The organism is Aquimarina aggregata (genome assembly GCF_001632745.1).
Classification (GTDB): Bacteria; Bacteroidota; Bacteroidia; order Flavobacteriales; family Flavobacteriaceae; genus Aquimarina; species Aquimarina aggregata.
Window position 1 is genome coordinate 40,540 of the sequence record NZ_LQRT01000011.1, and the last position, 26,507, is coordinate 67,046.

The window sequence follows — 26,507 nt, forward strand, 5'->3', positions numbered from 1 at the left end:
ACCATTATTTAGTAAATTAATAACTTAATTATACTTAAAATTCCTAAAGACTACTTTAATGAAAATAGTATTAATTACTATAATCCCATTAATTCTAATTTTTGGTTGTACCAATGACATTAAAGAAAAAAAAACTTTACAACCATCACCAGAAAATAATTTTATAAGTAAACGGCATTTACAGGAAATAACTTTAGCGCGCTTAGGTTACAAAACCGAACAAGAATGGGACAATTTACATAAGATTTCGCACAAAAAAGTACTTCATAAAAAAGGAAAAGTCGATACCAATTACCGAACATTTGGATGGCATCCCTATTTTAACGGCTCTTCATACAAGACATATAACTTCTCAATGCTTTGGGGCATTTCCTATTTTTCCTACTCCGTTCATCCACAAACTGGTCGGTATAAAAACATACATCAATGGAAAACCACAGCGTTAATCGATAGTGCTAAAGCACATAATTCCAAAGTATTTCTTACTGTTTCTAATTTTGGAAAGAAAAATAATACCATTTTTTTGAATAATCCTAAAGCTCAAAACACACTTATCGATAGTATATCCAATTTATTAGCACACAGAAACGCTAACGGCATTACTATTGATTTTGAAGGAATTCCTAAAAACACCAAAGATAAATTCACAAAATTTATTGTTTTAATTTCAAACAAATTGAAGGCAATCAATCCCGAATACATGATATCATTATCACTGTATGCTATGGATTGGAATGATATTTTTGACATACATCATATCGATCCATATATTGATTTTTATACATTAATGGGGTATGATTATTATGGAAGTTTTAGTAAAACCACTGGTCCTGTAACACCATTTATAACAAGTAATAAATTTGGAAAAGGACTTCAAGCATCCGTTCAAAATTACAGTAACAAAGGTGTTAATTTTAAAAAATTAATTGTGGGACTTCCCTATTATGGTGCCGAATGGTATACGAATAGTCCTGAAACAGGAGCAAATGTTGTCGAATTCAAATCACACCCGTCTTACAAATCAATAAGAAAAGCTTACATTGATTCATTAAAAATCCCATTACAATTTGACCCTACTAGCGCCTCAAGCTATATAGTAATAAAAGATAATGACAGCACTTTTAGACAGCTTTATTTTGAAGATGTAAAATCGTTATCTATTAAATATGATTGGATAAAAAACACCAAGATTAGCGGTGTGGGGTTTTGGTGCCTAGGATACGATAATGGCTATCCCGAATTATGGGATTTACTTTATGAAAAATTCTCTGAAGAACATAACAAGAACTCTACACAACATCAGTAAATCATACCACTTTTAGACGTACATAACAAAACTTATACTTATGCTCAAAAAAATAGTAAAAATAGTGCTCTTTCTTATACTTGTTATAGGGATTTTTGCAGGATACATTTTCTTTAGATTACACAACACAATAGAAAATGTTCTCGAAGCAAAAAATGGCTGGAGAAGTGAAGTACTTGAATTTCCGTTACTATTTGCCGGAGATTTAGAATATACCGGTGAAGAACATATTCGATTTGCACCTGGTTGGGGAGAAACTGACCGGGACGATTATTTTTCATATGTTTTTCTGTGGATTATTGAAGAAGAACCTAGTTTGAATTCTTCAGTATTGGAAAATATTATAAACACCTACTTCGATGGGTTAATGAACACAGGGGCGATCACAAAATTTAATTTCTTTAAGGATATTCCTAAAACTACATCTTCGATAAAGCAAATTAGTCCTAATATCTTTGAAGGATCTATACATCTTTACGACGAATTTTTTGCTCAAGAAATGATCTTGTTAAATGCAAAAATCAAAAGTGAATATTGCCCTACTAAGAAAAAGCATTTGCTATGGTTTTATTTATCTCCTCAAGCAGACACCCATCATATTTGGGAAGAACTTATGACAACAAGACTTACTATTGACTGCCTTTAAAAATCACAAAAGAGCAGAATAAAACATAACATCAAGAACAAGATTAAACACTTATAAATCTCGATTTTAATCTTCAAAAATTATTAAAATTTCAAACAATTCTAATTTTAACCCAATTTATGTAAAAACCACATGTTAAATCTGTTAATCAGTTTCTCAGATATCACATTATACGTATATTTAAAAACAGAACATTAAAATCTAAAAAGGGCACTACAAGATTAAACCACTTAATAAAATGAAAAACTCCCTCTTACTCGTTTTTGCGATTATTTCAATTTCTTACGGACAAAATTCTTCTGAAAAATTCGAAGTCAAAAAAGGAACCAACATTGCGCATTGGCTATCCCAAAGTGAACGAAGATCGACTGATCGCGAAAAATTCTTTACCGAGACTGATGTTGAGGCAATAGCAAAGATGGGATTTGACCATATTCGTCTACCTATTGATGAAGAACAAATGTGGGATGAAAATGGTAAACCACATGAAGATGCTTTTCAATTGATGGAAAATTGTATTAATTGGAGCTCTAAACATAAATTACGAGTGATTGTAGATTTACACATTTTGCGATCTCATCATTTTAATGCAAAAGAAAAACCTTTGTGGACAGATCCCGCTGAACAAGAAAAGTTCTTTGATTTATGGAGAGACTTATCCAAGAGTTTAAAAAAATTCCCTAATTCTCTATTAGCATATGAGCTAATGAATGAAGCAGTGGCTGATGATAATGAAACATGGAATAAACTTTTAAACAAAGCATTTATTGCTATTAGAAAACTAGAACCTAAACGAACTATTGTTGTTGGTTCTAATCGTTGGCAATCCGTTAATACTTTTGATGAATTAAAAGTACCTGCTAATGATCCAAATATCTTATTAAGTTTTCATTTTTACGAACCTTTTCTACTTTCACACTACCATACGCCTTGGACTGAGTTAAAAGAATATCAAGGCCCGGTACATTATCCGGGAGTGATTTTATCTCAAAAAGAGTTTGACGCCCTACCAGAAGAAGTTAAAGAAGTTGCAAAAAAATGGGTAAATAAAGAATTTACAAAAGAACTACTATATAAAATGTGGGAAAAACCTATAGCAAAGGCTAAAGAACTAGGATTACCTCTTTATTGTGGTGAATTTGGAATCATCTCTGCTGCTCCAGAAGAAGATAGTCTTAACTGGTACAAAGATATGATTGCTCTTTTTGAAAAAAGCGGTATTGGATATGCAAATTGGAATTACAACAGTGATGAATATGGATTGATTGACGGCAACTCAAAAAACGAACAATTGATTCAAATTATTTCTGCAAAAGAATAATGTAAAATATCTTCTAATAGCCGAGTAAAAAACATTCGCTTAAAATATGTAATATAATCCTAGCCAAGAGCATACCCCTATCTTTTAGACATCTACTTTACTTACAATTTATATTTTAGAGGTAAATACACAACTTTTTTAGTTTCAAAAAAGTCTCCTTCGAAATATTCAGAAAGATTATACTGAGTAGCTTTTGGGAACAATGCTAATTCCTCGGTTAAGTCACCACCTTTTAAATATAAAATTCCGTTTTGTAGCTCATGTATAGACTTTTTGGCTATGTTTTTTCTGATCCACTTTACAAAATCAGGCATATTGGTTACTGCCCTGCTCACAATAAAATCAAAACGCTCATCAAATGTACCAGCTTTGCGTTGTTCTGCTTTTACATTTTGTAACCCCAATGCATGAACTACTTCGTTAACAACCCTTATCTTTTTTGCGATAACATCCACCAAATAAAATTGTGTTTCAGGAAATAATATCGCTAAAGGTATCCCAGGAAATCCACCTCCTGTACCAACATCCAAAACATGAGCACCTGATTTAAATTCAAGAACTTTTGCTACTCCTAAAGAATGAAGCACATGTCTTTCATAAAGTAAATCAATATCTTTTCTAGAGATAACATTGATTTTGGCATTCCACTCGGTATATAAATCTTTTAATTTAGAAAATTGAAGTTGTTGCTCTTCGGTAAGATTTGGAAAATATTTTAACAGAATATTCATTTAGAAACAATTAAAGCGCAAAAATACACGTTAAGTTTATATATTTTAAGTTTTTTAAGAACTTAAAAAAATATAAATACCTAACTTTACCCATCAATATAAATTTAGGAGTTATCCTACTTTGACAGACAACATTATGACGACACCCCAGGTAAGATTTAGCACTTCTGATTCTGCAAAATTTTTCAGAACACTAAACAAGCGTGTAAATCAATATTTTAAAGAAAATAATATTAAGAGAACTGGTAATTGGAAGTTACATCTAAAAACCATCATCATGTTTTCTTTGTTTTTAACTCCTTATTTCTTAATTCTAACCTTAGACATTTCGCAATGGTGGTTACTACTTCTTACTATAGTAATGGGTGTAGGTATGGCTGGAGTTGGAATGAATGTAATGCATGATGGTAACCATGGCTCTTATTCTTCCAAAAAATGGATTAATAAAATCATGGGGAACACTATTTACATACTTGCAGGTAACGTATATAATTGGCAGGTACAACATAATGTTTTACATCACACATATACAAATATTCATGGTCACGATGAAGATATGGATGCCGGAAGAATAATACGATTTACTAAACATGCAGAATGGCGACGTTTTCATAAGTTTCAGCATTATTACTCTATATTTTTATATGGTTTACTAACATTTAACTGGGCCTTAACTACCGATTTTAAACAAACTAAAGATTATTTAGCTCGTAAATTATCTTATGGAAAATTACCTAGCCCAATTAAACAATGGAGCACCATAGTGATTACTAAAGTTATATACATTCTGATATGGATTGTAATTCCTATGATTTTTATGTCCATAGCATGGTGGAAAATCCTTTTAGGATTCTTTGTAATGCATTATGTTGCTGGACTTATTCTTAGTGTTGTATTTCAATTAGCTCACATGGTAGAAGGAGCGGAAATGCCGATGCCAGACAAAACTGGAAACATTAAAAACACTTGGGCAATTCATCAACTATTTACAACTGTTAATTTTTCAACAAAAAACAGATTAGTCAATTGGTTTACGGGAGGATTAAACCATCAGGTTGAACACCACATTTTCCCTCACATAAGCCACATTCATTATACTAAAATTTCTAAGATCGTTAAACAAACGGCCATAGAGTTTAACTTACCATATAATGAATACAAAACTACGCGCAAAGCTATAATCTCTCACTTTAAACATCTTAAAGAAATGGGAATGAAGCCAGCGTTACAATCATCATAACTTTTATTTACCAAAACAATGAGCACACAAGTATCGGAAACGAGCGCAGGATTATCAGACAGAATTAATGCACTCGAAGCATCTGCTACATTAGCAATGGCGGCTAAAGCCCGCGAATTAAGAGCCGAAGGCAAAGATATTATCGGACTAAGTCTGGGAGAACCAGATTTTAACACTCCTGATTTTATTAAGGACGCGGCAATACAAGCTGTAAATGACAATTATAATTCTTACACTCCTGTAGATGGATATGTTGAATTAAAAGATGCAATTATTACGAAATTTAAGAGAGATAATGACCTTACTTATGATCGTTCTCAAATTGTAGTTTCAACAGGAGCCAAACAGGCACTTTACAATATAGCTCAAGTATATCTTAATCCAGGAGATGAAGTTCTTTTACCGTGCCCATACTGGGTGAGTTATAGTGATATTGTTAAATTATCGGGAGGAGTTCCTGTCGAAGTTAAAACAAGTATCAATACTGACTTTAAAATCACTGCCGAGCAATTAGAGAACGCAATCACACCAAAAACTAAAATGTTATGGTATAGCTCTCCTTGCAATCCAAGTGGATCTATTTATAGCAAAGAAGAGCTTAGAGCGCTTGCCGATGTATTACAAAAATATCCTGACGTTATCGTTGTTAGTGATGAAATTTATGAACACATAAATTATGTTGGTGGACATGCCTCTATGGCACAATTTGAGGACATGTACAATAGAACGGTCACTGTTAACGGTGTAGCAAAAGCATTTGCCATGACAGGATGGAGAATTGGATATATTGGTGCTCCTAAAGCTATTGCAAGAGCCTGTAATAAAATACAAGGTCAAGTTACCAGTGGAGCTAATTGTATTGCGCAACGCGCTGTGATAACAGCTTTAGAAGCCCCCGTAAGTAAGATCCAATACATGGTTGATGAATTTAAGGAGCGTAGATCACTAATATTAAAATTATTATCCGAAATACCCGGTTTTGAATGCAATGAACCTGAAGGAGCTTTTTATGTTTTTCCAGATATTTCTCACTATTTTGGAAAAACACTACAAGGTCAAACTATAGAAGATGCTACAGATTTTTCTATGTTTTTATTAGAAAAAGCAAATGTAGCTACTGTAACCGGTATTGCCTTTGGTAACGGGAACTGTATTCGCATATCATATGCAGCAAGTACAAAACAAATTATTGAAGCTATACGAAGAATTAAAGAAGTTCTTAGCTAAAAGAACTACTGTAGAGTTCAATTAAAAACCAATCACAAACTAACGTTAGGTAATTGGTTTTTAATTGAATACATGCCATTAACAAATTTTAACTTTAATTTATTGTTATCAAAACCAATCTCCAACAATAAAGATTCAAAAACAGAGTTAGATATATTCAATTTTACACAAAACAGCTTTAACGTAAAGCTTTTATTTAAAACCAACTTAAATAAATTGTCATGAACACTCTAGAAAAAGAACGTATTGTTCAAAAAAATGTCCTTCAAATTTTTAAAGAAAACTTCGGAGTTACTAAAACAGAAGAAGAAATTCTAGATATAAAACCCGAAAACGAATTCGAGTTAAATTCTACTGGCTACTATTATGAGTCTATATTAGATATCTTTTTAATAGAAGATATGCATAAAGAATATATTACAGGAAAAGTAAAAGACACTATTAAAAAAGTTGCAGAGTTATGGACAATAACAATGCAATATTCATTACCATAAAAAGACATTAACAATCCCGGAAGATATTTATTTTTCGGGATTTTTTTATTATCTATTTCTCCAGAAAAAAGGCGTAAGCAGAATTAACACTGTAAAGAGCTCTAACCTTCCTATCAGCATTAAGAAACAACACCACCATTTCCCAAATGCCGGAAGCATATCAAAATTATTAACTGGACTTAATTTACCAAATGCAGGTCCAACATTTCCTAAAGAAGAAGCGGCACCTCCTATTGCAGTTTCAAAATCTAATCCTAATGCCCCCAACACGACAGATCCTATAATAAAGGCAAGCATATACAATATAAAAAATGCCAGTATATTGAATACAATTTCTTTTGACACAGCTCTTGTATTATATCGTACTGGCAATACTGCTCTTGGGTGTAATGTTCGTTTAAATTCTAAAATCCCATTACGAATAGTAATTAAGTGTCTTACGACCTTCATACCACCTGATGTAGAACCTGCAGAGCCACCTAGAAACATAAGCCCAAAGAAGAAGACTGTTAAAAAAGGTGTCCACATTGTAAAATCTGCACTTACAAAACCTGTAGTTGTAACAACCGCTAGCACTTGAAACAATGCATGACGAAAAGCACTTTCTGCCTCTCCCCAGACCATAGGATGATCTATTGAAGAAATTGAGACATCTGCTTCATAATAAATAATTAAAGTGGCAATTACCGTAAATATTATGGTAAACAAGCCATAGAGCTTAAACTCTTCATCCTTAATAATTTTTTGCACCTTTCCTTTAAAAGCAAAATAACTAAGTACAAAATTCATACCTGCTAAAAACATAAACAGTATGATAATATATTGTATGATAGGTTGATCATTCCAATAAGCAACACTAGCATTTTTAGTAGAAAAACCTCCTGTTGACAATGTACTTAACGCATGATTTATGGCATCAAAGAAATTCATTCCTGCCAATTTCAAAAAGATGGTCTGCGCAAAAGTATATCCAAAATAGATTAGCCATAATCTCTTGGCCGTATCTGTAATTCTTGGGTGCAATTTATCAGCACTTGGACCAGGAGCTTCTGCAGCAAAAAGTTGCATCCCTCCGATACCTAACAATGGTAAAATTGCAATTGCTAAAACGATAATCCCCATCCCACCAATCCAATGTGTTAAACTACGCCAAAACAAAACTCCTTTCGGTATAATTTCTATTTCATTAAGTATTGAAGAACCAGTGGTGGTATAACCTGACATGGTTTCAAAAAAAGCATTTGTAAATGATGGAATTGCTCCAGAAAAAAGATATGGCAAAGTACCACTAAGAGACATAAATATCCATCCAAATGTTACTACAATATATCCTTCTCGTTTATTAATTTCTTTTTGATGCTCTCGCGTTAAAAACATCATAGCAATACCTAAAAACATTGTAGCCAAGGCAGCCATCATGATTTCTAAAGTAACTCCATCTTTGTAAATAAAACTTATTATAGTCGCAATCAACATAAAACCACCATTACAAAGTAACAGTAACCCCATAATATGCGTAATGATCTTATAGTTTAATTTATACATTTTAAAGAAAGAGCTTTTCTATTTTCTTAATAGACTTAGGTAAACAACATACAACTACTCGATCTCCTGCTTGGATATAAAAATCGCCCAGTGCTATCATACCTTCGCCATCTCTAATCACACCTGCAATAATCGCAGAACGCGGAAAATCAAGGTCTTTTATTAAGTTATCACTCACTTCTGAAGTTGGCTTTACAATAAACTCTAATAATTCTGCATTCATATTATTAAGTTTAGTCATCGCAACAACTTCTCCTTTTCTAATAAATCTAAAGATGTTATTTGCAGCCAATAATTTTTTATTGATTAATGTATCAATACCTATAGAGTGGGATAACTGAAAATAGTCCATGTTTTCTACCAAAGCGATGGTCTTTCTAACCCCTTTAGATTTTGCAACTAAACAAGACATTATATTGGTTTCAGAATTACCAGTTACAGCAATAAAAGCATCCATCCCATCGATCCCTTCTTCCTGTAAAAGTTCTACATTTCGTCCATCTCCGTTAATAATAAGAGCATTCGGTAATATATCCGCTAAGTCAAAAGATTTCTCTTTATCTTTTTCTATAAGTTTAACTCTAAATTTATGATCACAAAGGTCACATGAGGTCTTGTATCCTATTTTACTACCCCCAAGAATCATTACACTTTTTATCTCTTCTTTTATCTTACCGGTAAGTTTATATAACTCTTCAACTCCTCCTTTCGAAGTCACAAAATATACCTGATCTCCCTCTTTGAATTTTGTATCTCCTCGTGGGATAACAGTATATTGTGTTCCTGCTCGTTGAATAGCAATAGGCATAAAGTGTAATTCTGGAAATATCTCTGCAGCTTCTCTAACATTTTTACCTACAAAAAGTGCTTCATTAGATAATGTAGTACCCACCATAGTTAAAGCTCCATCTTCAAATTCATAACTATCATGAAAGGCAGATTGATTAAGCAATAGTTCTATTTCACCTGCTGCTAAAGCTTCTGGGGATATTAACTCATCTATTCCAAATTTAGCAAAGCCTACTTCTTCTTTATTTTCAAGAAATTCTGTATTAGATATTCTAGCTATAGTTCGTTTTGCACCTAATTGTTTGGCTAATACACATACTGTAATATTGGTTGTCTCACTCGAGGTAACACCTATTACCATATCTACATTCTCTACCCTAGCCTCTTTTAAAATACTAATAGAAGTGGCATCTCCTTTAATAACTCGTATATCTAAATGCGTATCCGCATAGTTAAGGCATTCTTTATCGGTATCAATAAGAGTAATATCCTGAGACTCAAACGAGAGTAATTTTGCCAAATGAAATCCGACTTCACCAGCTCCGGCAATTATGATTTTCATTGGTTGTGTATAATATTTTTCATCTAAAAAATGTCGAACGAAGATATAAATTGTTGTATTTTAAAACAATAAATTTATGTCTTAGTATTTAAAAAGCGTACAAAGATAATGCAAATTGAGTTACCGATAAAATTTGATCTTCATCAACTTAATATAAATCTAGTCTAACTATCAATATCAAAAATGTATATTTGCCTAAATTTTTTTGAATGTCAGAAAAGATAACACCATACAACGACAAAAATAGATCTAAAAAAGATCAGGTCGCCGAGATGTTTGATACGATCTCAGGTAATTATGACGGTCTTAATCGCGTCATTTCTTTTGGTATCGATATTAAATGGCGTAAAAAGGTTGTCAAACTAGTACATAAAACAAATCCTGAAAAGATTCTTGATGTTGCTACTGGAACAGGTGATCTTGCCATTAACTTATGCAAAACAGGGGCTTTAGAAATTATCGGTCTTGATATTTCTGCCGGAATGTTAAATGTAGGTAAGGATAAAATCAAAGCCAAAGATTTAGACAACATCATTAGTATGGTTCAAGCAGATAGCGAGAATCTTCCATATACTGATAATTATTTTGATGCGATTACAGTTGCTTTTGGTGTTCGAAATTTTGAAAATTTAGAAAAAGGACTTTCTGAAATCTTAAGAGTTCTTAAACCTGGTGGGATATTTGTTATTCTAGAAACCTCTATTCCTACTAAAACACCATATAAACAGGGGTATAAATTTTATTCAACAAAAATTTTACCTTTAATCGGAAAACTATTTTCTAAAGACAGATCTGCGTATTCATATCTAAGTGAAAGTGCAGCAGCTTTTCCATATGGTGAAAGTTTCAACAATATTTTGAGAAAAATTGGGTTTATAGATGTTGAAGATAAGCCTCAGACTTTTGGTGTCGCTACAATATACACCGCTACAAAATAAATAATATGAAAGCTCGTAATGAGCATCAAGAAATGATAAATACTAATTAAAACACGATTTCAAATTTTTAATTAGTAAATTTTTAAATAAATGAAAAGACTTTTTATCCTATTCGTTGTTCTAGTTTTCTCTCAACATATGAGTGCACAATTGTTTTCGAAAGAAAAAGTTCAAAACTTACAGAACTTTGATAAACCAAGACTTAGTTGGGGTTATATACTTGGATTTAATTTTTATGATTTCAATTTTGATTACACTGCCGATTTTGAAGATCAGGACGTTATCGTGGATGAAAGCATAGGTTTTAGTGTAGGATTAATGGGGAATGTAAGAATTAATGACTATTTAGATGTTAGATTTGAGCCTATGGTTACATTTTCTACTCGAAATCTTACATTTAACAACCCTTTATTTACAGATGATTTTCAAAGACTTAGAGAGGTGAAATCTACCTATGTTCACCTTCCTTTATTATTAAAAATATCTACCAAGAGAATCAACAACATCAAACCTTTTATTGTAGGGGGTGTATCTACTTCGATCAATTTATCAAGTAATCAAGATAATCCCGATGACAATACAAGTGGTGAATTTAGAATGAAAACAAGTACGAATTATTTTGAAGTTGGTTTCGGGATCGATCTTTATCTGTATTATTTCAAATTCACACCATCTATTCGAGGAGTATTTGCTTTATCTGATGAATTGGTTCCTGATAATGATCCTGATAGTCCATACACAAGTACTATTGATAAAATGTCTACAAGAGGTGTTTTTCTAAATTTCACATTTCAGTAAATCTAATTATTTACTTTCTTCGAAACTCACTGAGAATTATTGATGTTGCCATAGCTACATTAAGGCTTTCTGTATTTTGGGCTATCCCAAATTGAGGAATTGTGATTCTTTGAGTAATTGTATTCGCTATGCGATGTGAAATCCCGTTAGCTTCATTACCCATTACTATTATTCCGTTTTCTGGTAAATCTTGTGCATAAATATTATCACCACTCATAAATGTACCAAAAATCTCTGTAGTAGATTTTTCTGAACGAAGAAATTCTTCAAGATCCAAGTAATTAATATTTACACGTGTTATAGATCCCATAGTTGCCTGTACCACTTTTGGGTTAAAACAATCTACTGTTTGTTTAGAGCATACCAACTCCTGCACACCAAACCAATCACATAATCGTATAATAGTACCTAGATTTCCAGGATCGCGTACATCATCTAATGCCAAAACCAAACCTTTTGTATTTGGTTTACTACTTTCTGGAATAGAAAAAATAGCCAGTGCGGTTTGAGGGGTTGTCAAAAAACTTATCTGCTTTAACTCTTCTTCTGATATAACCTGCATTATATCTTTTGATACATCAAAAACACTAAGGTCTATGGTATACAACACCTGAAGGTTTAATTTTGCTTCAAGCAACTCTTTAATCACTTTTTTACCTTCAGCTACAAACAAACCATGTTGTTTTCGGTATTTTTTTTGATATAAACTTTTTATTAGTTTCTTTTGGTTTTTGCTAACCATACAAATAGTGTATTTTTGAATCAATAATGAATCTGGATTGAAATACTTTCTGACAAAAATATTATTAATTACCCTAACTACAATCTTTTTAATTTCGTGTAATGCGGTAAAAAGAGTTAAGGAAAGTGAACACTTATTAGAAAAGAACCTAATTTTTGTTGATAGCATCGAATCAAAAGATATAAAACTATCAAATCAACTGCTTCAGCAACCAAATTCAAGACCAGCAGGAATTCCTGTACAACTTCATATTTACAACTTAGCAAGTGTTAATAGGGATTCACTATATCGTGATTGGTTAAAAAGAAAGCCCAAACGCGAAAAGCGAATGACAAATTTCTTTTCTAAAAAGCAAATAGATCGGCTAGGTGTAGCATTATCAGGAATCAACAATTGGATAAAAGAAACAGGAGAACCTCCATCAATAGTAGATGAAATAAAAACCCGACGTTCTGCCAAAAGGTTACAATCATACTTCTGGAATAATGGTTGGTTTAATGTCGAAACTGATTATACAATTGAAAAAGGAGATGACAAAAGAGCTACAGTAAAATATTATGTAAAGCCACATCAACCCTATTTTATTGATTCATTAAAAACCAGAATAGATTCTAGAGTAGCTGACTCTATTTATAAAATTAATACTGAAAACTCTACAATAACCTCTGGAAAACAATACAAAACTCTTGATATTGAATCAGAAAGAGAACGCCTTACTACCTTGTATAGAAATTCTGGATTATTTCATTTTGAAAAAGAGTTTATAAAATTTGATGCCGACACTATTAATACGGATCATAAGGTAAATCTTAACCTATTAATCAAAAACCGACCAATAACTTTTGGAGATTCAACCGCAAGAATACCTTTTAAAGTTCATAAAATAAGTAAAGTCAACATCTTTACAGATTATTCTTATCAAAATAGAAATAAGGTACCTAAAGATAGTACATCATATAGAGGGTATAATATTTATGGTTTTGACAAAATCAAGTTTACCCGTAAAGCAATTACAAATTCAATCTTGATCACACCAGGAGAAATTTTTAAAGATAGCGACCGTACAATTACATACAATCAAATTAACAATTTAAGATCATTTAAATACCCTAACATACAATATGATGTTGATAGAGATGACCCTACCGGAAAAAATTTGATTGCAAACATCTTACTAACTCCCAAAAAGAAATATAGCACCAATGTCCAATTTGATGTATCAACATCAACCATAAGACCCTTCGGAATCGGTTTTGGAGGCTCACTTTTAATACGTAATGTTTTTAGAGGAGCCGAAATTCTTGAAATCTCTGGTAGAGGTAGTATTGGGTCTTCGGCAGATGCTGTAGATGGTGGGCAAAAATTCTTTGATATCTCAGAAGTCGGTGCAGATGTAAAACTATCTTTTCCGCAAATACTTTTTCCTGTAAGAACCAACAGTATTATCCCTAAAAGAATGTCGCCCACAACAAATATTATTTTTGGAATTAATGTGCAACAAAATATAGGTTTAGACAAACAAAACGCCACAGGTATATTTAATTATATATGGAAACCTAACAAAATATTTACCAATCAAATAGATCTTGTTAATGCTCAATATGTAAGAAATTTAAATATTAACAACTATTTTAATATTTACAAAAATGCTTTTAGTGAACTAAATGGTATTGCCAGGCAGGTTCTAGATCCAGATTCTCCCTTGTTTTCTAATCCTGGTGGTGATATCAGTGAAGCTGAATTGCGAATTCCGGATGGAGCAGATGGCTTTTTATCTGAATCGCTTGGAGCAAACCCTGATGAAGACTTAAACGACAGTCAACAACAGGAAATCAGAAATATCAACGAACGTAAAGTAAGGTTAACCGAGGACAACTTAATATTTGCATCCAGTTATACGTTTACAAAAAACAACCGAGAAAATCTTTATGATGAAAATTATTCAAGGTTTAAAGCAAAAATAGAACTCGCAGGTAACGTTTTAAATGCTATTTCTGAAATCGCAGGGTTAAAAGAAAATTCGAACGAACGGTTTGATATATTCGGCGTTGAATTTTCGCAATATGTCAAAACAGAATTAGATTATATCAAACATTGGGATTTAGGCAGAAAAAATATAATAGCATTTAGATCTTTTGGAGGAATCGCTATTCCTTACGGAAACGCTAATAGTATTCCTTTTGCTCGTAGTTTTTTTGGAGGAGGAACAAACGACAACAGAGGCTGGTTGCCCTACGATCTAGGTCCAGGAAGTACGGGAGGAAGAAACGAATTTAATGAAGCCAATTTAAAAATCGCATTAAATGCCGAATACCGTTATAATATTCTAGGGGGACTAAATGGTGCTTTATTTATAGACGCAGGAAATATCTGGAATATTCTCGACAATGTAGAAGATGAAGAAGCTACTTTTTCTAGATTAGATGACATACAAGAAATAGCCGTTGGTAGTGGTTTTGGATTTAGATATGATTTTGATTTTTTTGTAATACGCCTTGATATTGGTTTTAAAACTTTTAATCCTGCCAATGATGTAGATCAAAGATGGTTTAAAGGCTATAACTTCTCTGAAGCTGTTTATAATATAGGAATTAACTATCCTTTTTAATTGACAGTATTTTGATCTATTATTTTTACTTAATGTTTAATGATTTCAAAAAGCCTGTTTTTTTCGTTTTAATTAATAAAATTCTTTCGGTTTAATTTTACTATTTTTGTACCCTTATAAACCAAAACTAAATTATGAGTCATCACATCAAACCAGGAGTTGCTACAGGAGATGAAGTCCAAGCAATCTTTAAATTTGCAAAAGAAAAAGCTTTTGCATTACCTGCAGTGAATGTAATAGGTTCTAATACGATTAATGCCGTTTTAGAAACTGCTGCAGAATTAAATTCTCCTGTAATTATTCAATTCTCAAATGGAGGAGCGCAATTTAATGCTGGGAAAGGTCTTTCTAATGAAGGACAAAAAGCTGCGATAGCTGGAGCTGTTGCCGGAGCAAAACATGTGCATCTTATGGCCGAAGCCTATGGGGTTCCTGTAATTTTGCACACTGACCACTGTGCTAAAAAATTACTTCCCTGGATAGACGGACTATTAGACGCGGGAGAAGAGTTTTTTAAACAAACAGGAAAACCTTTATACAGTTCTCATATGATTGATTTATCAGAAGAATCAATCGAAGAGAATATCGAAATCTGTAAAGAATACCTTGCTCGTATGAGTAAAATGGGAATGACTTTAGAGATCGAACTTGGTATTACAGGGGGTGAAGAAGACGGTGTAGATAATAGTGACGTAGATGATTCTAAGCTATATACACAACCCGAAGAAGTTGCTTATGCTTATGAAGAACTAAGTAAAGTTAGTGATAAATTTACTGTAGCCGCAGCTTTCGGGAATGTACACGGAGTATATAAGCCGGGTAATGTAAAACTAACTCCAAAAATTCTTAAAAATTCTCAGGAATTTATCTCAGAAAAATACAATGTTGATCATAACCACATTGATTTTGTATTTCACGGAGGTAGCGGTTCTACATTAGAAGAAATAAGAGAAGCTATTGGGTACGGAGTAATTAAGATGAATATTGATACAGATCTTCAATTTGCATTTAATGAAGGAATTCGTGACTATATGACTTCTAAAATTGAATATCTAAAAACACAAATAGGTAATCCTGAAGGAACTGAGGAACCTAACAAGAAGTATTATGATCCTAGAAAATGGTTAAGAGAGGGTGAAATCACCTTTAAAAACCGTCTTAAAAAGGCATTCGAAGATCTAAATAATGTGAACACATTATAATGACTGAAAAACCAAGCTGGAACTCTTTACTAGGAGTTTCAGCTTTTTTAATACAATAATTTATGGCTTGGTTTAAGAGAACACAAAAAGGTATACAGACAGCTACAGAGGACAAAAAAGATGTCCCTAAAGGGCTTTGGTACAAATCTCCAACTGGAAAAATTGTAGATGCAGAACAACTGGAAAAAAACTTTTATGTAAGTCCAGAAGATGGATATCACGTAAGAATTGGTAGTAAAGAATATTTTGAAATTTTATTCGATGATAACAAATTCAAAGAATTAGATAAAAATCTTTCTTCAAAAGACCCTCTTAAATTCGAAGACAAGAAAAAATATACAGATCGTCTTAAAGAAGCGCAAGAAAAAACAAATCTTAAGGATGCTGTACGAACAGCCGTAGGTAAATCTAATGGTAATGATTTAGTTATTGCTTGTATGGATTTCTCATTTATTGGTGGTTCTATGGGTAGTGTAGTAGGCGAAAAAATCGCTCGGGCTGCAGACTATTCTTTAAAGAACAACATTCCTTTTATGATTATTTCAAAATCAGGAGGAGCACGTATGATGGAAGCTGCTTTATCACTAATGCAATTAGCAAAAACATCTGCGAAATTAGCACAATTGGCCGATGCAGGAATTCCTTATATTTCTCTATGTACTGATCCAACTACAGGAGGTACAACCGCTTCTTTTGCCATGCTTGGAGACATCAACATATCCGAACCAGGAGCATTAATAGGTTTTGCAGGACCAAGAGTAGTAAGAGATACTACCGGTAAAGAATTACCAGAAGGTTTTCAAACTTCAGAATTTTTATTAGAGCACGGGTTTTTAGATTATATAACTCCAAGACAACATTTAAAACAAAAAGTAAATCTTTACTTAGATTTAATTTTAAATAGACCTCTTCCAAATTAGTAGGTCCCTTTAACAAATGAAAACAACAAAAGACATGGCTTATACCATGTCTTTTGTTGTTTAAAATCGTATTCATATCAAAATAAGAACTCTAAACAAGCGTTTAAGACTATAACTGGATTTCCTGTTCATCACCATCGACATTTGTAAAAACAGCCTTATTATCACATACTCCATCCCCATAATTTAACACCCCACTATAGTTTGTTCTTACTAAATTAACGATACCACTCACAATAAACTTACAACTTGCCTCGCGACGTATAGGCTCTACAATTGTCGTACTATGTACATTTCCATTTACAAAATTAGTTTCCCATTCTCCCGTAATTAAAAACACATTATCTCCCCAATTACCATTAAAAGAACCTTCAATCCATTCTCTCACTTTTGTTCCTTTTCTAGAAGCTTGCGATCCATCTTCGAATGTTATACTTAAATCCAAATTCATCGCATATTGTGGATTTCCATTTTCATTAGTTCTTTGCCTTGTTATCGTTTTAGCTCCTTCAAACTCCACTTCGTTTATAAAAAAGTCAACTAATTCATAGTTAATAACCAATGTACTTGCATCAATATTAGAAACATAAGACATTTTAACTATTCCTTTTAGTACATTTCCTCCACGTACCTCACATCCTTCGGTCCCAAAATCAACCGTAACTTCTTTTGAGGTATTGGTAATTTCAACAGTAACTAATGCACACTCTGGTAAAAATGGATGAATTGGACTTTTCACAAGACTTTCTTCAACCTCATAAATCTGCAAAAAAGTATCACTTATAACTTCGGTAGCGTTATCCACTTTTGCAGTAAGTTCAACTTCTTCTTGATTAAGAGGTTCTGTAGTTTGATCATTAGCTTCATCTGTATCACACCCAACAAATACTCCAGATATAAACACTAGTAAACCATACTTTAAAATGCTGTTTTTCATAATATTTAATTTTAACGTTACCTTCTTATGACTAAACACTTTACAAAAGGTTTAATCAAATATGTTTTTTTTCATATAAAATGCAATTCTAATTCAAAAAATATTATATTTGCACGCTGATAACAAGGCGTTATCAATACATAAAAATCATTTAAATAATATTGGAATGTATTTAACAAAAGAGATTAAAGAAGAGATCTTCGCAAAGCACGGTAAAGGAAAAAATGACAGTGGTACTGCAGAAGCTCAGATTGCATTATTTACTCACAGAATTACTCACTTAACAGAACACTTAAAAAAGAATCGTAAAGATTATAATACTGAGCGTTCGTTAGTAAAGTTAGTAGGAAAACGTAGAGACTTATTAGATTATCTTATTAAGAAAGATATTTTAAGATATCGTGCGATTATTAAAGAATTAGATTTAAGAAAATAATAAAAAAGAGAGGCTATATGCCTCTCTTTTTTTTAATGATATTGAAATCTTTTTTAAGGTTTCGAATAAAAACATTCTTACTTCACTAGAGTCAGAATGAATGCCTTAGTTTTTCATTGGTCGAACAATTACTACAACAACACAACCTTGTCCGTCCGAGTAAGACGGAAACCAATGTTTAATTACTACCACTAAGCTTGTATAATACATATAAGTTATGAAGTGGTAGATTAGAATCAAAAAAATATGATTCCAAAAGTGTATAGAGAGGTCATTGACCTTGGTGACGGTAGAGAAATTTCTATCGAAACTGGAAAATTAGCAAAGCAGGCGCATGGCTCTGTTGTTGTGCAATCGGGCAAATGTATGTTACTATGTACAGTTGTTTCAAATTACAAACAAAGTGATGTAGATTTTTTACCGTTAACTGTAGATTACAGAGAAAAATTTGCAGCTGCTGGTCGTTATCCAGGTGGTTTTTTCAAAAGAGAAGCTAGACCTAGTGATGGTGAAGTATTAACAATGAGATTGGTGGATCGTGTACTACGTCCATTATTCCCTAAAGATTATCATGCAGAGACTCAAGTTATGATTCAGTTAATGTCTCATGATGAAGACGTTATGCCTGATGCAATGGCAGGATTAGCTGCCTCTGCAGCAATCCAATTATCTGATTTCCCATTTGAATGTGCAATTTCAGAAGCTCGTGTAGGTCGTATAAATGGTGAGTTTATCATCAACCCAACTAGAGCGCAATTAGAAGAATCAGATATCGATATGATGATTGGTGCTTCTGCAGATTCCGTAATGATGGTTGAAGGTGAGATGGATGAGATTTCTGAAGAAGAAATGGTAGAAGCAATTAAGTTCGCACATGAAGCTATTAAAGTTCAATGTGCAGCACAACTTAAATTAGCAGAAGCTTTCGGAAAAAAAGAAACTCGTGAATACGATCCTGAAAGAGAAGATGAAGATCTTGCTAAGAAAATTCATGATATGGCGTATGATAAAGTATACGCAATTGCAAAAGCCGGTTCCTCTAAAAAAGAGCGTGGTTTAGCATTTTCTGAAATAAAAGAAGAAATCACTGCTAGTTTTTCTGAAGAAGAATTAGAAGATTTTGGAGATTTAGTTTCTAAATATTTCTATAAAGCTGAAAAAGCTGCGATTCGTGATCTTACTTTAAATGAAGGATTACGTCTTGATGGTCGTAAAACAGATGAGATCAGACCAATTTGGTGTGAGGTAGATTACTTACCTTCTACACATGGATCTTCTATTTTTACAAGAGGGGAAACTCAAGCCTTAGCTACAGTAACCTTAGGTACCTCAAGAGAAGCTAATCAAATAGACATGCCTTCTTTTGAAGGAGAAGAAACTTTCTACTTACATTACAACTTCCCTCCTTTTTCTACTGGAGAAGCACGACCAATACGTGGTACATCTCGTAGAGAAGTAGGACATGGTAACTTAGCACAACGTGCCTTAAAAGGCATGATTCCTGAAGATTGCCCATATACTGTACGTGTAGTATCTGAAGTATTAGAATCAAATGGTTCTTCTTCTATGGCCACTGTATGTTCTGGTACTATGGCTTTAATGGATGCTGGTGTACAACTTAAAAAACCTGTTTCTGGTATTGCAATGGGTCTTATCTCAGATGGTGATACTGGTAAATATGCGGTTCTTTCTGATATTTTAGGTGATGAAGATCACTTAGGTGATATGGATTTTAAAGTTACTGGTACTGCAGATGGTATTACTGCTTGTCAAATGGATATTAAAGTAAAAGGATTATCTTATGAAATCCTAGTCAATGCATTAAAGCAAGCTGCCGATGGACGTTTACATATTCTTGGTAAACTAACGGATACGATTGCAGAACCAAATGCTGATGTTAAAGGGCATGCTCCAAAAATGGTTACAAAAACTATTCCTGGAGAATATATTGGAGCATTAATTGGACCTGGTGGTAAAGTAATTCAAGAATTACAAAAAGAAACAGGTACTACTATTGTTATCAATGAAGATCCAGTTACCGAAGAAGGTAATGTAGAAATATTAGGTACAAATCAAGAAGGAATTGATGCTGTATTAGCTAAAATTGATTCTATCACTTTTAAACCTCAGGTGGGTAGCGTATACGAAGTAAAAGTAATCAAAATGTTAGATTTTGGTGCTGTTGTAGAGTATATGGAAGCTCCTGGTAACGAAGTACTACTACATGTTTCTGAATTAGCATGGGAACGTACAGAAAATGTTAGCGACGTAGTTAATATGGGTGATGTATTTGATGTTAAATATTTTGGTATTGACTCAAGAACACGTAAAGAAAAAGTTTCTAGAAAAGCCCTATTACCTAGACCTCCTAGACCAGAAGGTGGTGATAAGAGAGATGATAGAAGACCTCCTCGTAGAGATAAAAAAGATAATAATTAATTTATCTTTTTAATTATAAAAAAAGTAGGCTAAATTCTAAATTAGAATTTAGCCTACTTTTTTTTATCGCACGGCCAAAGCAAAAAAAACCAATCCAACACCAGAAACCATATATGTAACCGGTGTTACAACAAATGTCTTTATATAAGAAAACTTTCTGCTCTTCATTTCTTTTATCTCTGAACGAGCGATTTTCTCATCCTTTTTATCTATCTCTACAAGAATTTCGGAATCGTTGAAATCTTTAACTACCATTTTCTTATTTTGGTATTTTGTAGTCGTTATTTTATATTTTTTATTTAATTGAATTTCTGTGTCTGAAAGCTCTATTGCTTTATAACTATGACAACTCGCAAAAACAACACAAATCAATAAAAGATTTATCAATAACCTTAGATGCTTTGCGTAGTACAGATTCTTCATAATTCTATTATACAGTTTAACTTCTTTTAATGATACTTTCATGATATAGGTTTTATACATAGCTTAAAAAGCTATATGTGACTTCACTAATTTACTGATTATTCTGTACACAAGGTATTCAAAAACAACATATTAACTAAAATTACATTTTAACTAAGCAACCTTTTTAAAGCATTCAGTCTATAAGACACATACTTTAAAAGACAGAGCCATGACACTATTCAAAAAAATTTCTTTAGTTTTTTTCACTACATTATTTTTGATTTCATGTGAAAATGAACCTTATGATTTATTTAGTAATCTACAAAAAATCGACTCTGATTCGTCCCTGTTTAATTCTATAAAAACGATTTCTACAAACGATGATAAAACCGAGCCTGTTTGTGTGATTTTTATCTATCCATTTAACGTCTATACCTTTGATGATAATTCAGAAGTAGTTGGTAGCAGAATCATCAACAATAATCTAGAATTTGTAAGCTTACTCGGTCAAACCGAAGAAATTAATGGAGCTATTGGGCTTAGCTACCCCATAACAAGTACATTAGAAGATGGTAGTACTTTAAGTATTGATGATAATGCAGAACTTAAAGAAACAATTGAAGCATGTATCGAAACCGAAATTATTGGTAATTGTAATAACATACTAGAAGAAGAAAACTGTATATGGACAATCAATTCTTTAACCGAAAACAAAGAGTACAATAATTCTTTACTTGACTTTTACCAAGATGGAACAGGTATTTTTTATCACAAAGGTGATGCGTACAGAACATCTTGGGTGTCCTTATTTATTGAAGAAAAATTACACATCAATATTCATTTAGAAGGAGAGTCTCAAACCGCTCAGGATTGGAATTTTGACTGGGAAGCTATTATTACCGACGACGATACTATAGAGATAACCAACCAAGACAAAAAATACACCATTCAAAAAAAATGTGCTGTTGAAAACTCATGTGATTATGTAGAGTTTAGAGAATGCGCCCTAGAAGGCTTTGACGATAAAGCAGAGTTTACCCTGGATGGATATAAAGAATGCATTGTATCACTTCAGGAAAATATAAATACAGACGCCGAAGTAACATTTTTCAGCACATATGCTGATGCTGAAGAAGAACAAAACATTTTAGACGCACCTACATATACAAATACCACTAATCCCCAACTAGTTTTTGCTAAAATTAGAAATTCAGAAACTAATGTTTCTAAAATTATTAGAATTGTACTATTTGTTGAAGCCTGTAACAATCCAGATGCGTCCTAATGCTATGGTTAGCCATCTTTTCTATGAAAGAAAAGATGGCTTTTAAAACTACTTTATTTTGTAACATTTTGCTTAATCCTAAAATTTTATTCTTTTTTGACGCAACCTTTAAAAACAACTCAGTCTTAAAAAAATAGATACCTCAGTAATTTATATGCTATTTTTAAAAAGTATTTAGAACAAGTATTAAAATATATTGAACTCTTTTTGCTTATTAACAATGACGAATAAAACACAAAACAGTAGTCTTTACAAAGCTTAAAACCAATTGGACATAAAAAAACTAATTAAAAAGTGTCAAAAAAACAATCGCAAAGCACAAAGTGAATTGTTTTATCTCTATAGAGATATACTTTTTGCTTTGAGTCTAAAATATTGCAAAAATTACAACGAAGCCGAAGACAACTTACAAGATGCTTTTATCACAATTTTCAATAAAATAAACCAATACAATTTTAAAGGTTCTTTTGAAGGTTGGATGAAAAGAATAACTATCAATAAGGCAATTGATAAATACAAAAAGACACCTTATCTAGATAATTTTGTCCAAGAAGAAACTATTGAAGATGTTGTAATTGACGCAGAAGAATTACAACTATCATTAGACGAGTTACTCATATATATACAAGAGTTACCAGACAGATATAGATTAGTTTTTAATTTATATGAACTTGATGGATACTCACACAAAGAGATTGCTACAATGCTTACTATTTCTGAAGGAACTTCTAAATCAAACTTACATAGGGCAAAAAGTATATTAAAAACTAAAATACTATCTGACAAAGATTGTTTTAAAAAAAAAGTACTAAGTAATGGCTAACCCAAAAGACATAGGAAAAGTTTTTAAAGAAAAACTAGAGGGTTTTAATACCACTCCTAGCCAATTAAGCTGGGAAGATATTGAGTCTAAATTACCTAAAAAAGAAAAACGCCCCTTAATCTATTGGATAAGAATAGGAAGTGTACTTGTGCTATCCTCATTGCTGTTAACGTTTGGATATATAACATTTACAAAGACTACAATTCACAATTCAAATACTAATAATACCCCACAAAATACTACAATTGATCATTGTGTAGAACCCAATTTTAACAAAAACAATATCACAGATATAAAAGAGAATAAAACTATTAAAGAAGATTACTTAGATACAATTCGTTCTATAAAAGAGGAAATAAACACTAAAACCGATGTTGTTTCTCATTATACAAACACTAATACTGATTCAAAATCTAATTTACCTATAGCTCAATTAAAAAATAACAAATTCGGTTCTAAGGCTTCTAAAAGTAGTAGTAGTGCAATAAAGGATGCTAACACCTACCAAAAAAGTTTAAGTAATAACGATCATAACAGTATTAACAACGATACTTTATCTTTTCAATTTTCAAACTCTAAAAACAAAAATATCACTAATCATGTATTGACCGATTCTTCTGGTATAGCAAAAACTCCTAAAGACTCTTTAGATTCAGAGTCGCTAATTAAAAAAGAAGAAGTAGTTGCAAAGCGCAAACCTAAAGACACATTAATATACTTAAAGCCAAAGAAAAAACCACTTTTCCAGAAATTTAGTATAGGGGTTCACCTTACACCCACATATACCTTTACGCCAAAAGGGTCTTTATTAAGTAATCTAATCGCTAATAACAAGAATAACGGAAGAATCTCTCTAAATTATGGTATTCTTTTTAAAACATATTACTCTAAAAAAACTGCTTTAAGGATTGGATATAACCGTACAAAATTAAGTAGTATTACTAAAAGTATACCATCTGATCAAATTGAAATTGTACTAAGAGATGTGGGGATATCATTGCCAAACAACTTCACAGTTGAGGATATCAATACATTAGATCTTGTTCAAAAAATATCCTATAATGAAATCTCATTTGGAGCACAGCATCAAATTATCGATCGAAATATCAAAACATCGATACTAATGGGTATGAATATTTTATTTCTAAATCAAAATGCGCTCTCGGTTCGCAACTCATCAAATACCATTAAAGTTGGAAGCGCCAGAAATCTTCAAAAGGCAAGTTTTAATTTTAATATTGGTGCAAACTTTGAGCACTCCATTACAAAACACATTTATTTAAATGCCGAACCTATATTTAATTTTCAATTAAAAGATGCCAGCGACACTACAGAAAGTTATAGACATTTATTTTTCACTCTACAAACTGGATTATCCTATAAATTTTAATAGTACAAAGTACATCTCTTATATTTTAACAGCATTAAAACACGATTAATCTAGCTACTAACATTTTTTTTAGCGTTATTTCTTAAAAAAACAAGAAAAATAAAAAAGTTGTAAAAATTCTGAAATCCTAGTGTTAGTAGTACTTAAAAGCTACGACTAAGTTGAAGTATTATGATTATTTCTATAAAAAATCAACAATTTTGTAACATTTAGGTAACATCTTACGTATAATAAGTAAAGGCCCTAAAATATTCACAAATTAAATTTCAAGGATAACATAGATGAGACAACTTAAAATTACGAAGCAGGTAACGAATCGTGAGACTGCATCGCTGGATAAATATTTGCAGGAAATTGGTAAGGTAGATCTTATTACTGCAGATGAAGAAGTAGAATTGGCTCAGCGTATCAAGGCTGGTGATGAGAGAGCCCTTGAAAAATTAACAAAGGCAAACCTTAGATTCGTAGTATCTGTTGCAAAACAATACCAAAATCAAGGACTTACACTTCCTGATTTGATTAATGAAGGTAATTTAGGGTTAATTAAGGCTGCTAAACGTTTTGATGAAACACGTGGATTTAAATTTATCTCGTATGCTGTATGGTGGATTAGACAGTCTATCTTACAAGCATTAGCAGAACAATCTCGTATTGTACGTTTACCACTTAATAAAATTGGTTCTATTAATAAAATTAATAAAACGTATGCTTTCTTAGAGCAATCACATGAGCGCCCACCAAGTGCAGAAGAGATTGCCAAAGAGTTAGATATGACTATTAATGACGTAAAAGAGTCTATGAAAAACTCTGGTCGTCACGTAAGTATGGATGCTCCTTTGGTAGAAGGTGAAGATTCTAACCTTTATGATGTATTAAACTCTGGTGAATCACCTAATCCTGATAGATCATTATTACACGAATCTTTACGTACAGAAATAGAAAGAGCTTTAGAAACACTTACACCTAGAGAAGCAGATGTAATCAGATTATATTTTGGTCTTGGTGATCAACACCCTATGACCTTAGAAGAGATCGGAGAAACTTTTGATCTTACAAGAGAACGTGTTCGACAAATAAAAGAAAAAGCTATTCGTAGATTAAAACATACGTCTAGAAGTAAAATATTAAAGACTTATTTAGGATAAATTCCTAAATTGCGACTACAAACAGTTTTATAACATAACTGTTCGTTTTTTGATTGATGAATGACCTCCGGCTGATTACCGGAGGTTTTTTCTTTTATATATTTCTAGGAACCTAAAAAGATTAAAATTCAATAATAAAAAAAAAGATACTGGTTATAAATTAAGTTTACTTACCGTTTTTATACCTATGATGTTATCTAGGAAAATAGTTAATTTAGAATTTAAATTACCAAAAAAATATTGTGAATAAACTTTATATGGCGATTATAAAATAATGTAAAACATGCCTAGATCCTTTCTAAGGATACTCTACACTATCTAACTTAATAAACTTGATAGGTTTAAAAGTATTCAAAATTTAAAGCATTTTGTTTTCTTAATCGTATAATATTCGAATACTATACTTCTAATTCAGATTACTATATAAGAAATATGTTTACTTTTACATATACACAATTGTTACCTGCAAGCTTTGAAAAATCCAAACGCGCAGTCAAGCACATTTCATTTTGCTCGTACCTCACAAAATAAAAAGAGCTTGCCTTTTCCCAGCGCTCACTCAGAACAAAAATCAGAAT

General features: G+C 32.2%; 23 protein-coding genes. 17 read left to right on the plus strand and 6 right to left on the minus strand.

What is annotated here, in order from left to right:
* Positions 1 to 58 precede the first annotated feature (58 nt).
* From AWE51_RS11215 to AWE51_RS11225, 3 genes are all read left to right on the plus strand, one after another.
* The gene (locus AWE51_RS11215) at positions 59 to 1,306 is read left to right on the plus strand and encodes a glycosyl hydrolase family 18 protein (protein WP_066313598.1); all 1,248 of its coding nucleotides are present in this window, start codon (positions 59 to 61) and stop codon (positions 1,304 to 1,306) included.
* 40 nt (positions 1,307 to 1,346) lie between these two features.
* Positions 1,347 to 1,952, plus strand: a complete 606-nt coding sequence (locus AWE51_RS11220; protein WP_066313599.1) for a hypothetical protein — start codon at positions 1,347 to 1,349, stop codon at positions 1,950 to 1,952.
* A 238-nt stretch (positions 1,953 to 2,190) separates the two neighbouring features.
* Complete coding sequence (locus AWE51_RS11225; RefSeq protein ID WP_066313600.1) at positions 2,191 to 3,273, plus strand: glycoside hydrolase family 5 protein; 1,083 nt, start codon at positions 2,191 to 2,193, stop codon at positions 3,271 to 3,273.
* Between the two features lie 101 nt (positions 3,274 to 3,374).
* Here the strand turns inward: AWE51_RS11225 and rsmG are convergent, their stop codons facing one another.
* Positions 3,375 to 4,004, minus strand: coding sequence for a 16S rRNA (guanine(527)-N(7))-methyltransferase RsmG (gene rsmG, locus AWE51_RS11230; protein ID WP_066313601.1), 630 nt, complete (start codon positions 4,002 to 4,004; stop codon positions 3,375 to 3,377).
* A gap of 136 nt (positions 4,005 to 4,140) precedes the next feature.
* On the opposite strand from rsmG, the gene AWE51_RS11235 reads away from it, so the two are divergent.
* The 3 genes from AWE51_RS11235 to AWE51_RS11245 all read left to right on the plus strand — a co-directional run bounded on the left by AWE51_RS11235 (position 4,141) and on the right by AWE51_RS11245 (position 6,965).
* Positions 4,141 to 5,244 carry a fatty acid desaturase family protein gene (locus AWE51_RS11235; RefSeq protein WP_066313603.1) on the plus strand — a complete coding sequence of 368 codons (1,104 nt, stop codon included), beginning with the start codon at positions 4,141 to 4,143 and terminating at the stop codon, positions 5,242 to 5,244.
* 18 nt (positions 5,245 to 5,262) lie between these two features.
* Entirely contained in the window at positions 5,263 to 6,471 is a 1,209-nt protein-coding gene (locus AWE51_RS11240; RefSeq protein ID WP_066313604.1) for a pyridoxal phosphate-dependent aminotransferase, read from the plus strand.
* A gap of 221 nt (positions 6,472 to 6,692) precedes the next feature.
* Positions 6,693 to 6,965, plus strand: a complete 273-nt coding sequence (locus tag AWE51_RS11245) for a hypothetical protein (protein WP_066313606.1) — start codon at positions 6,693 to 6,695, stop codon at positions 6,963 to 6,965.
* A gap of 48 nt (positions 6,966 to 7,013) precedes the next feature.
* On the opposite strand, the gene AWE51_RS11250 is transcribed toward AWE51_RS11245, so the two are convergent.
* The gene (locus AWE51_RS11250) at positions 7,014 to 8,510 is read right to left on the minus strand and encodes a TrkH family potassium uptake protein (RefSeq protein ID WP_066313607.1); all 1,497 of its coding nucleotides are present in this window, start codon (positions 8,508 to 8,510) and stop codon (positions 7,014 to 7,016) included.
* Between the two features lies 1 nt (position 8,511).
* On the minus strand, positions 8,512 to 9,861 hold the full coding sequence (gene trkA, locus AWE51_RS11255) for a Trk system potassium transporter TrkA (protein ID WP_066313609.1): 1,350 nt from the start codon (positions 9,859 to 9,861) through the stop codon (positions 8,512 to 8,514).
* Between the two features lie 209 nt (positions 9,862 to 10,070).
* Here trkA and ubiE point away from each other — a divergent pair, with 209 nt between their 5' ends.
* Entirely contained in the window at positions 10,071 to 10,799 is a 729-nt protein-coding gene (gene ubiE, locus AWE51_RS11260) for a bifunctional demethylmenaquinone methyltransferase/2-methoxy-6-polyprenyl-1,4-benzoquinol methylase UbiE (RefSeq protein WP_066313611.1), read from the plus strand.
* 90 nt (positions 10,800 to 10,889) lie between these two features.
* Positions 10,890 to 11,597 (plus strand): type IX secretion/gliding motility protein PorT/SprT, encoded by a 708-nt coding sequence (porT, locus tag AWE51_RS11265; RefSeq protein ID WP_066313612.1) that lies wholly within the window; start codon positions 10,890 to 10,892, stop codon positions 11,595 to 11,597.
* Positions 11,598 to 11,607: 10 nt separating this feature from the next.
* Here the strand turns inward: porT and AWE51_RS11270 are convergent, their stop codons facing one another.
* A complete protein-coding gene (locus tag AWE51_RS11270) occupies positions 11,608 to 12,339 on the minus strand; it encodes a TrmH family RNA methyltransferase (protein WP_066313613.1) in 732 nt (243 codons plus the stop codon).
* 37 nt (positions 12,340 to 12,376) lie between these two features.
* Between AWE51_RS11270 and tamL the strand changes: the two genes are divergently transcribed.
* The 3 genes from tamL to accD all read left to right on the plus strand — a co-directional run bounded on the left by tamL (position 12,377) and on the right by accD (position 17,069).
* Positions 12,377 to 14,947 carry a translocation and assembly module lipoprotein TamL gene (gene tamL / locus AWE51_RS11275; RefSeq protein WP_066313615.1) on the plus strand — a complete coding sequence of 857 codons (2,571 nt, stop codon included), beginning with the start codon at positions 12,377 to 12,379 and terminating at the stop codon, positions 14,945 to 14,947.
* Positions 14,948 to 15,081: 134 nt separating this feature from the next.
* On the plus strand, positions 15,082 to 16,149 hold the full coding sequence (gene fbaA, locus AWE51_RS11280) for a class II fructose-bisphosphate aldolase (protein ID WP_066313616.1): 1,068 nt from the start codon (positions 15,082 to 15,084) through the stop codon (positions 16,147 to 16,149).
* Between the two features lie 62 nt (positions 16,150 to 16,211).
* On the plus strand, positions 16,212 to 17,069 hold the full coding sequence (gene accD, locus AWE51_RS11285) for an acetyl-CoA carboxylase, carboxyltransferase subunit beta (RefSeq protein WP_066313618.1): 858 nt from the start codon (positions 16,212 to 16,214) through the stop codon (positions 17,067 to 17,069).
* Positions 17,070 to 17,178: 109 nt separating this feature from the next.
* Here accD and AWE51_RS11290 read toward each other — a convergent pair whose 3' ends face one another.
* Complete coding sequence (locus AWE51_RS11290; protein WP_066313619.1) at positions 17,179 to 18,006, minus strand: hypothetical protein; 828 nt, start codon at positions 18,004 to 18,006, stop codon at positions 17,179 to 17,181.
* A gap of 166 nt (positions 18,007 to 18,172) precedes the next feature.
* Between AWE51_RS11290 and rpsO the strand changes: the two genes are divergently transcribed.
* Complete coding sequence (gene rpsO / locus AWE51_RS11295) at positions 18,173 to 18,442, plus strand: 30S ribosomal protein S15 (protein WP_066313631.1); 270 nt, start codon at positions 18,173 to 18,175, stop codon at positions 18,440 to 18,442.
* A gap of 246 nt (positions 18,443 to 18,688) precedes the next feature.
* Positions 18,689 to 20,881 carry a polyribonucleotide nucleotidyltransferase gene (locus tag AWE51_RS11300; protein WP_066313620.1) on the plus strand — a complete coding sequence of 731 codons (2,193 nt, stop codon included), beginning with the start codon at positions 18,689 to 18,691 and terminating at the stop codon, positions 20,879 to 20,881.
* 63 nt (positions 20,882 to 20,944) lie between these two features.
* Here AWE51_RS11300 and AWE51_RS11305 read toward each other — a convergent pair whose 3' ends face one another.
* A complete protein-coding gene (locus AWE51_RS11305; RefSeq protein ID WP_066313621.1) occupies positions 20,945 to 21,346 on the minus strand; it encodes a hypothetical protein in 402 nt (133 codons plus the stop codon).
* Between the two features lie 169 nt (positions 21,347 to 21,515).
* Between AWE51_RS11305 and AWE51_RS11310 the strand changes: the two genes are divergently transcribed.
* The 4 genes from AWE51_RS11310 (at position 21,516) to AWE51_RS11325 (ending at position 25,929) form a co-directional block, all read left to right on the plus strand.
* Positions 21,516 to 22,571 (plus strand): hypothetical protein, encoded by a 1,056-nt coding sequence (locus AWE51_RS11310; protein ID WP_066313623.1) that lies wholly within the window; start codon positions 21,516 to 21,518, stop codon positions 22,569 to 22,571.
* A 268-nt stretch (positions 22,572 to 22,839) separates the two neighbouring features.
* Entirely contained in the window at positions 22,840 to 23,394 is a 555-nt protein-coding gene (locus AWE51_RS11315; protein ID WP_066313627.1) for an RNA polymerase sigma factor, read from the plus strand.
* The gene (locus AWE51_RS11320) at positions 23,387 to 24,784 is read left to right on the plus strand and encodes a hypothetical protein (protein WP_066313629.1); all 1,398 of its coding nucleotides are present in this window, start codon (positions 23,387 to 23,389) and stop codon (positions 24,782 to 24,784) included. The genes AWE51_RS11315 and AWE51_RS11320 overlap by 8 nt, the downstream gene beginning before the upstream one ends.
* Before the next feature lie 281 nt (positions 24,785 to 25,065).
* Positions 25,066 to 25,929: a sigma-70 family RNA polymerase sigma factor gene (locus AWE51_RS11325; protein ID WP_027395748.1), complete on the plus strand. Its 864-nt coding sequence runs from the start codon at positions 25,066 to 25,068 to the stop codon at positions 25,927 to 25,929.
* Positions 25,930 to 26,507 lie beyond the last annotated feature (578 nt).

Coding starts and splice junctions, on each gene's coding strand:
- AWE51_RS11215 (WP_066313598.1), top strand. CDS start 59: ATGAAAATAGTATTAATTACTATAATCCCATTAATTCTAATTTTTGGT.
- AWE51_RS11220 (WP_066313599.1), top strand. CDS start 1,347: ATGCTCAAAAAAATAGTAAAAATAGTGCTCTTTCTTATACTTGTTATA.
- AWE51_RS11225 (WP_066313600.1), top strand. CDS start 2,191: ATGAAAAACTCCCTCTTACTCGTTTTTGCGATTATTTCAATTTCTTAC.
- rsmG (WP_066313601.1), bottom strand. CDS start 4,004: ATGAATATTCTGTTAAAATATTTTCCAAATCTTACCGAAGAGCAACAA.
- AWE51_RS11235 (WP_066313603.1), top strand. CDS start 4,141: ATGACGACACCCCAGGTAAGATTTAGCACTTCTGATTCTGCAAAATTT.
- AWE51_RS11240 (WP_066313604.1), top strand. CDS start 5,263: ATGAGCACACAAGTATCGGAAACGAGCGCAGGATTATCAGACAGAATT.
- AWE51_RS11245 (WP_066313606.1), top strand. CDS start 6,693: ATGAACACTCTAGAAAAAGAACGTATTGTTCAAAAAAATGTCCTTCAA.
- AWE51_RS11250 (WP_066313607.1), bottom strand. CDS start 8,510: ATGTATAAATTAAACTATAAGATCATTACGCATATTATGGGGTTACTG.
- trkA (WP_066313609.1), bottom strand. CDS start 9,861: ATGAAAATCATAATTGCCGGAGCTGGTGAAGTCGGATTTCATTTGGCA.
- ubiE (WP_066313611.1), top strand. CDS start 10,071: ATGTCAGAAAAGATAACACCATACAACGACAAAAATAGATCTAAAAAA.
- porT (WP_066313612.1), top strand. CDS start 10,890: ATGAAAAGACTTTTTATCCTATTCGTTGTTCTAGTTTTCTCTCAACAT.
- AWE51_RS11270 (WP_066313613.1), bottom strand. CDS start 12,339: ATGGTTAGCAAAAACCAAAAGAAACTAATAAAAAGTTTATATCAAAAA.
- fbaA (WP_066313616.1), top strand. CDS start 15,082: ATGAGTCATCACATCAAACCAGGAGTTGCTACAGGAGATGAAGTCCAA.
- accD (WP_066313618.1), top strand. CDS start 16,212: ATGGCTTGGTTTAAGAGAACACAAAAAGGTATACAGACAGCTACAGAG.
- AWE51_RS11290 (WP_066313619.1), bottom strand. CDS start 18,006: ATGAAAAACAGCATTTTAAAGTATGGTTTACTAGTGTTTATATCTGGA.
- rpsO (WP_066313631.1), top strand. CDS start 18,173: ATGTATTTAACAAAAGAGATTAAAGAAGAGATCTTCGCAAAGCACGGT.
- AWE51_RS11300 (WP_066313620.1), top strand. CDS start 18,689: ATGATTCCAAAAGTGTATAGAGAGGTCATTGACCTTGGTGACGGTAGA.
- AWE51_RS11305 (WP_066313621.1), bottom strand. CDS start 21,346: ATGAAAGTATCATTAAAAGAAGTTAAACTGTATAATAGAATTATGAAG.
- AWE51_RS11310 (WP_066313623.1), top strand. CDS start 21,516: ATGACACTATTCAAAAAAATTTCTTTAGTTTTTTTCACTACATTATTT.
- AWE51_RS11320 (WP_066313629.1), top strand. CDS start 23,387: ATGGCTAACCCAAAAGACATAGGAAAAGTTTTTAAAGAAAAACTAGAG.
- AWE51_RS11325 (WP_027395748.1), top strand. CDS start 25,066: ATGAGACAACTTAAAATTACGAAGCAGGTAACGAATCGTGAGACTGCA.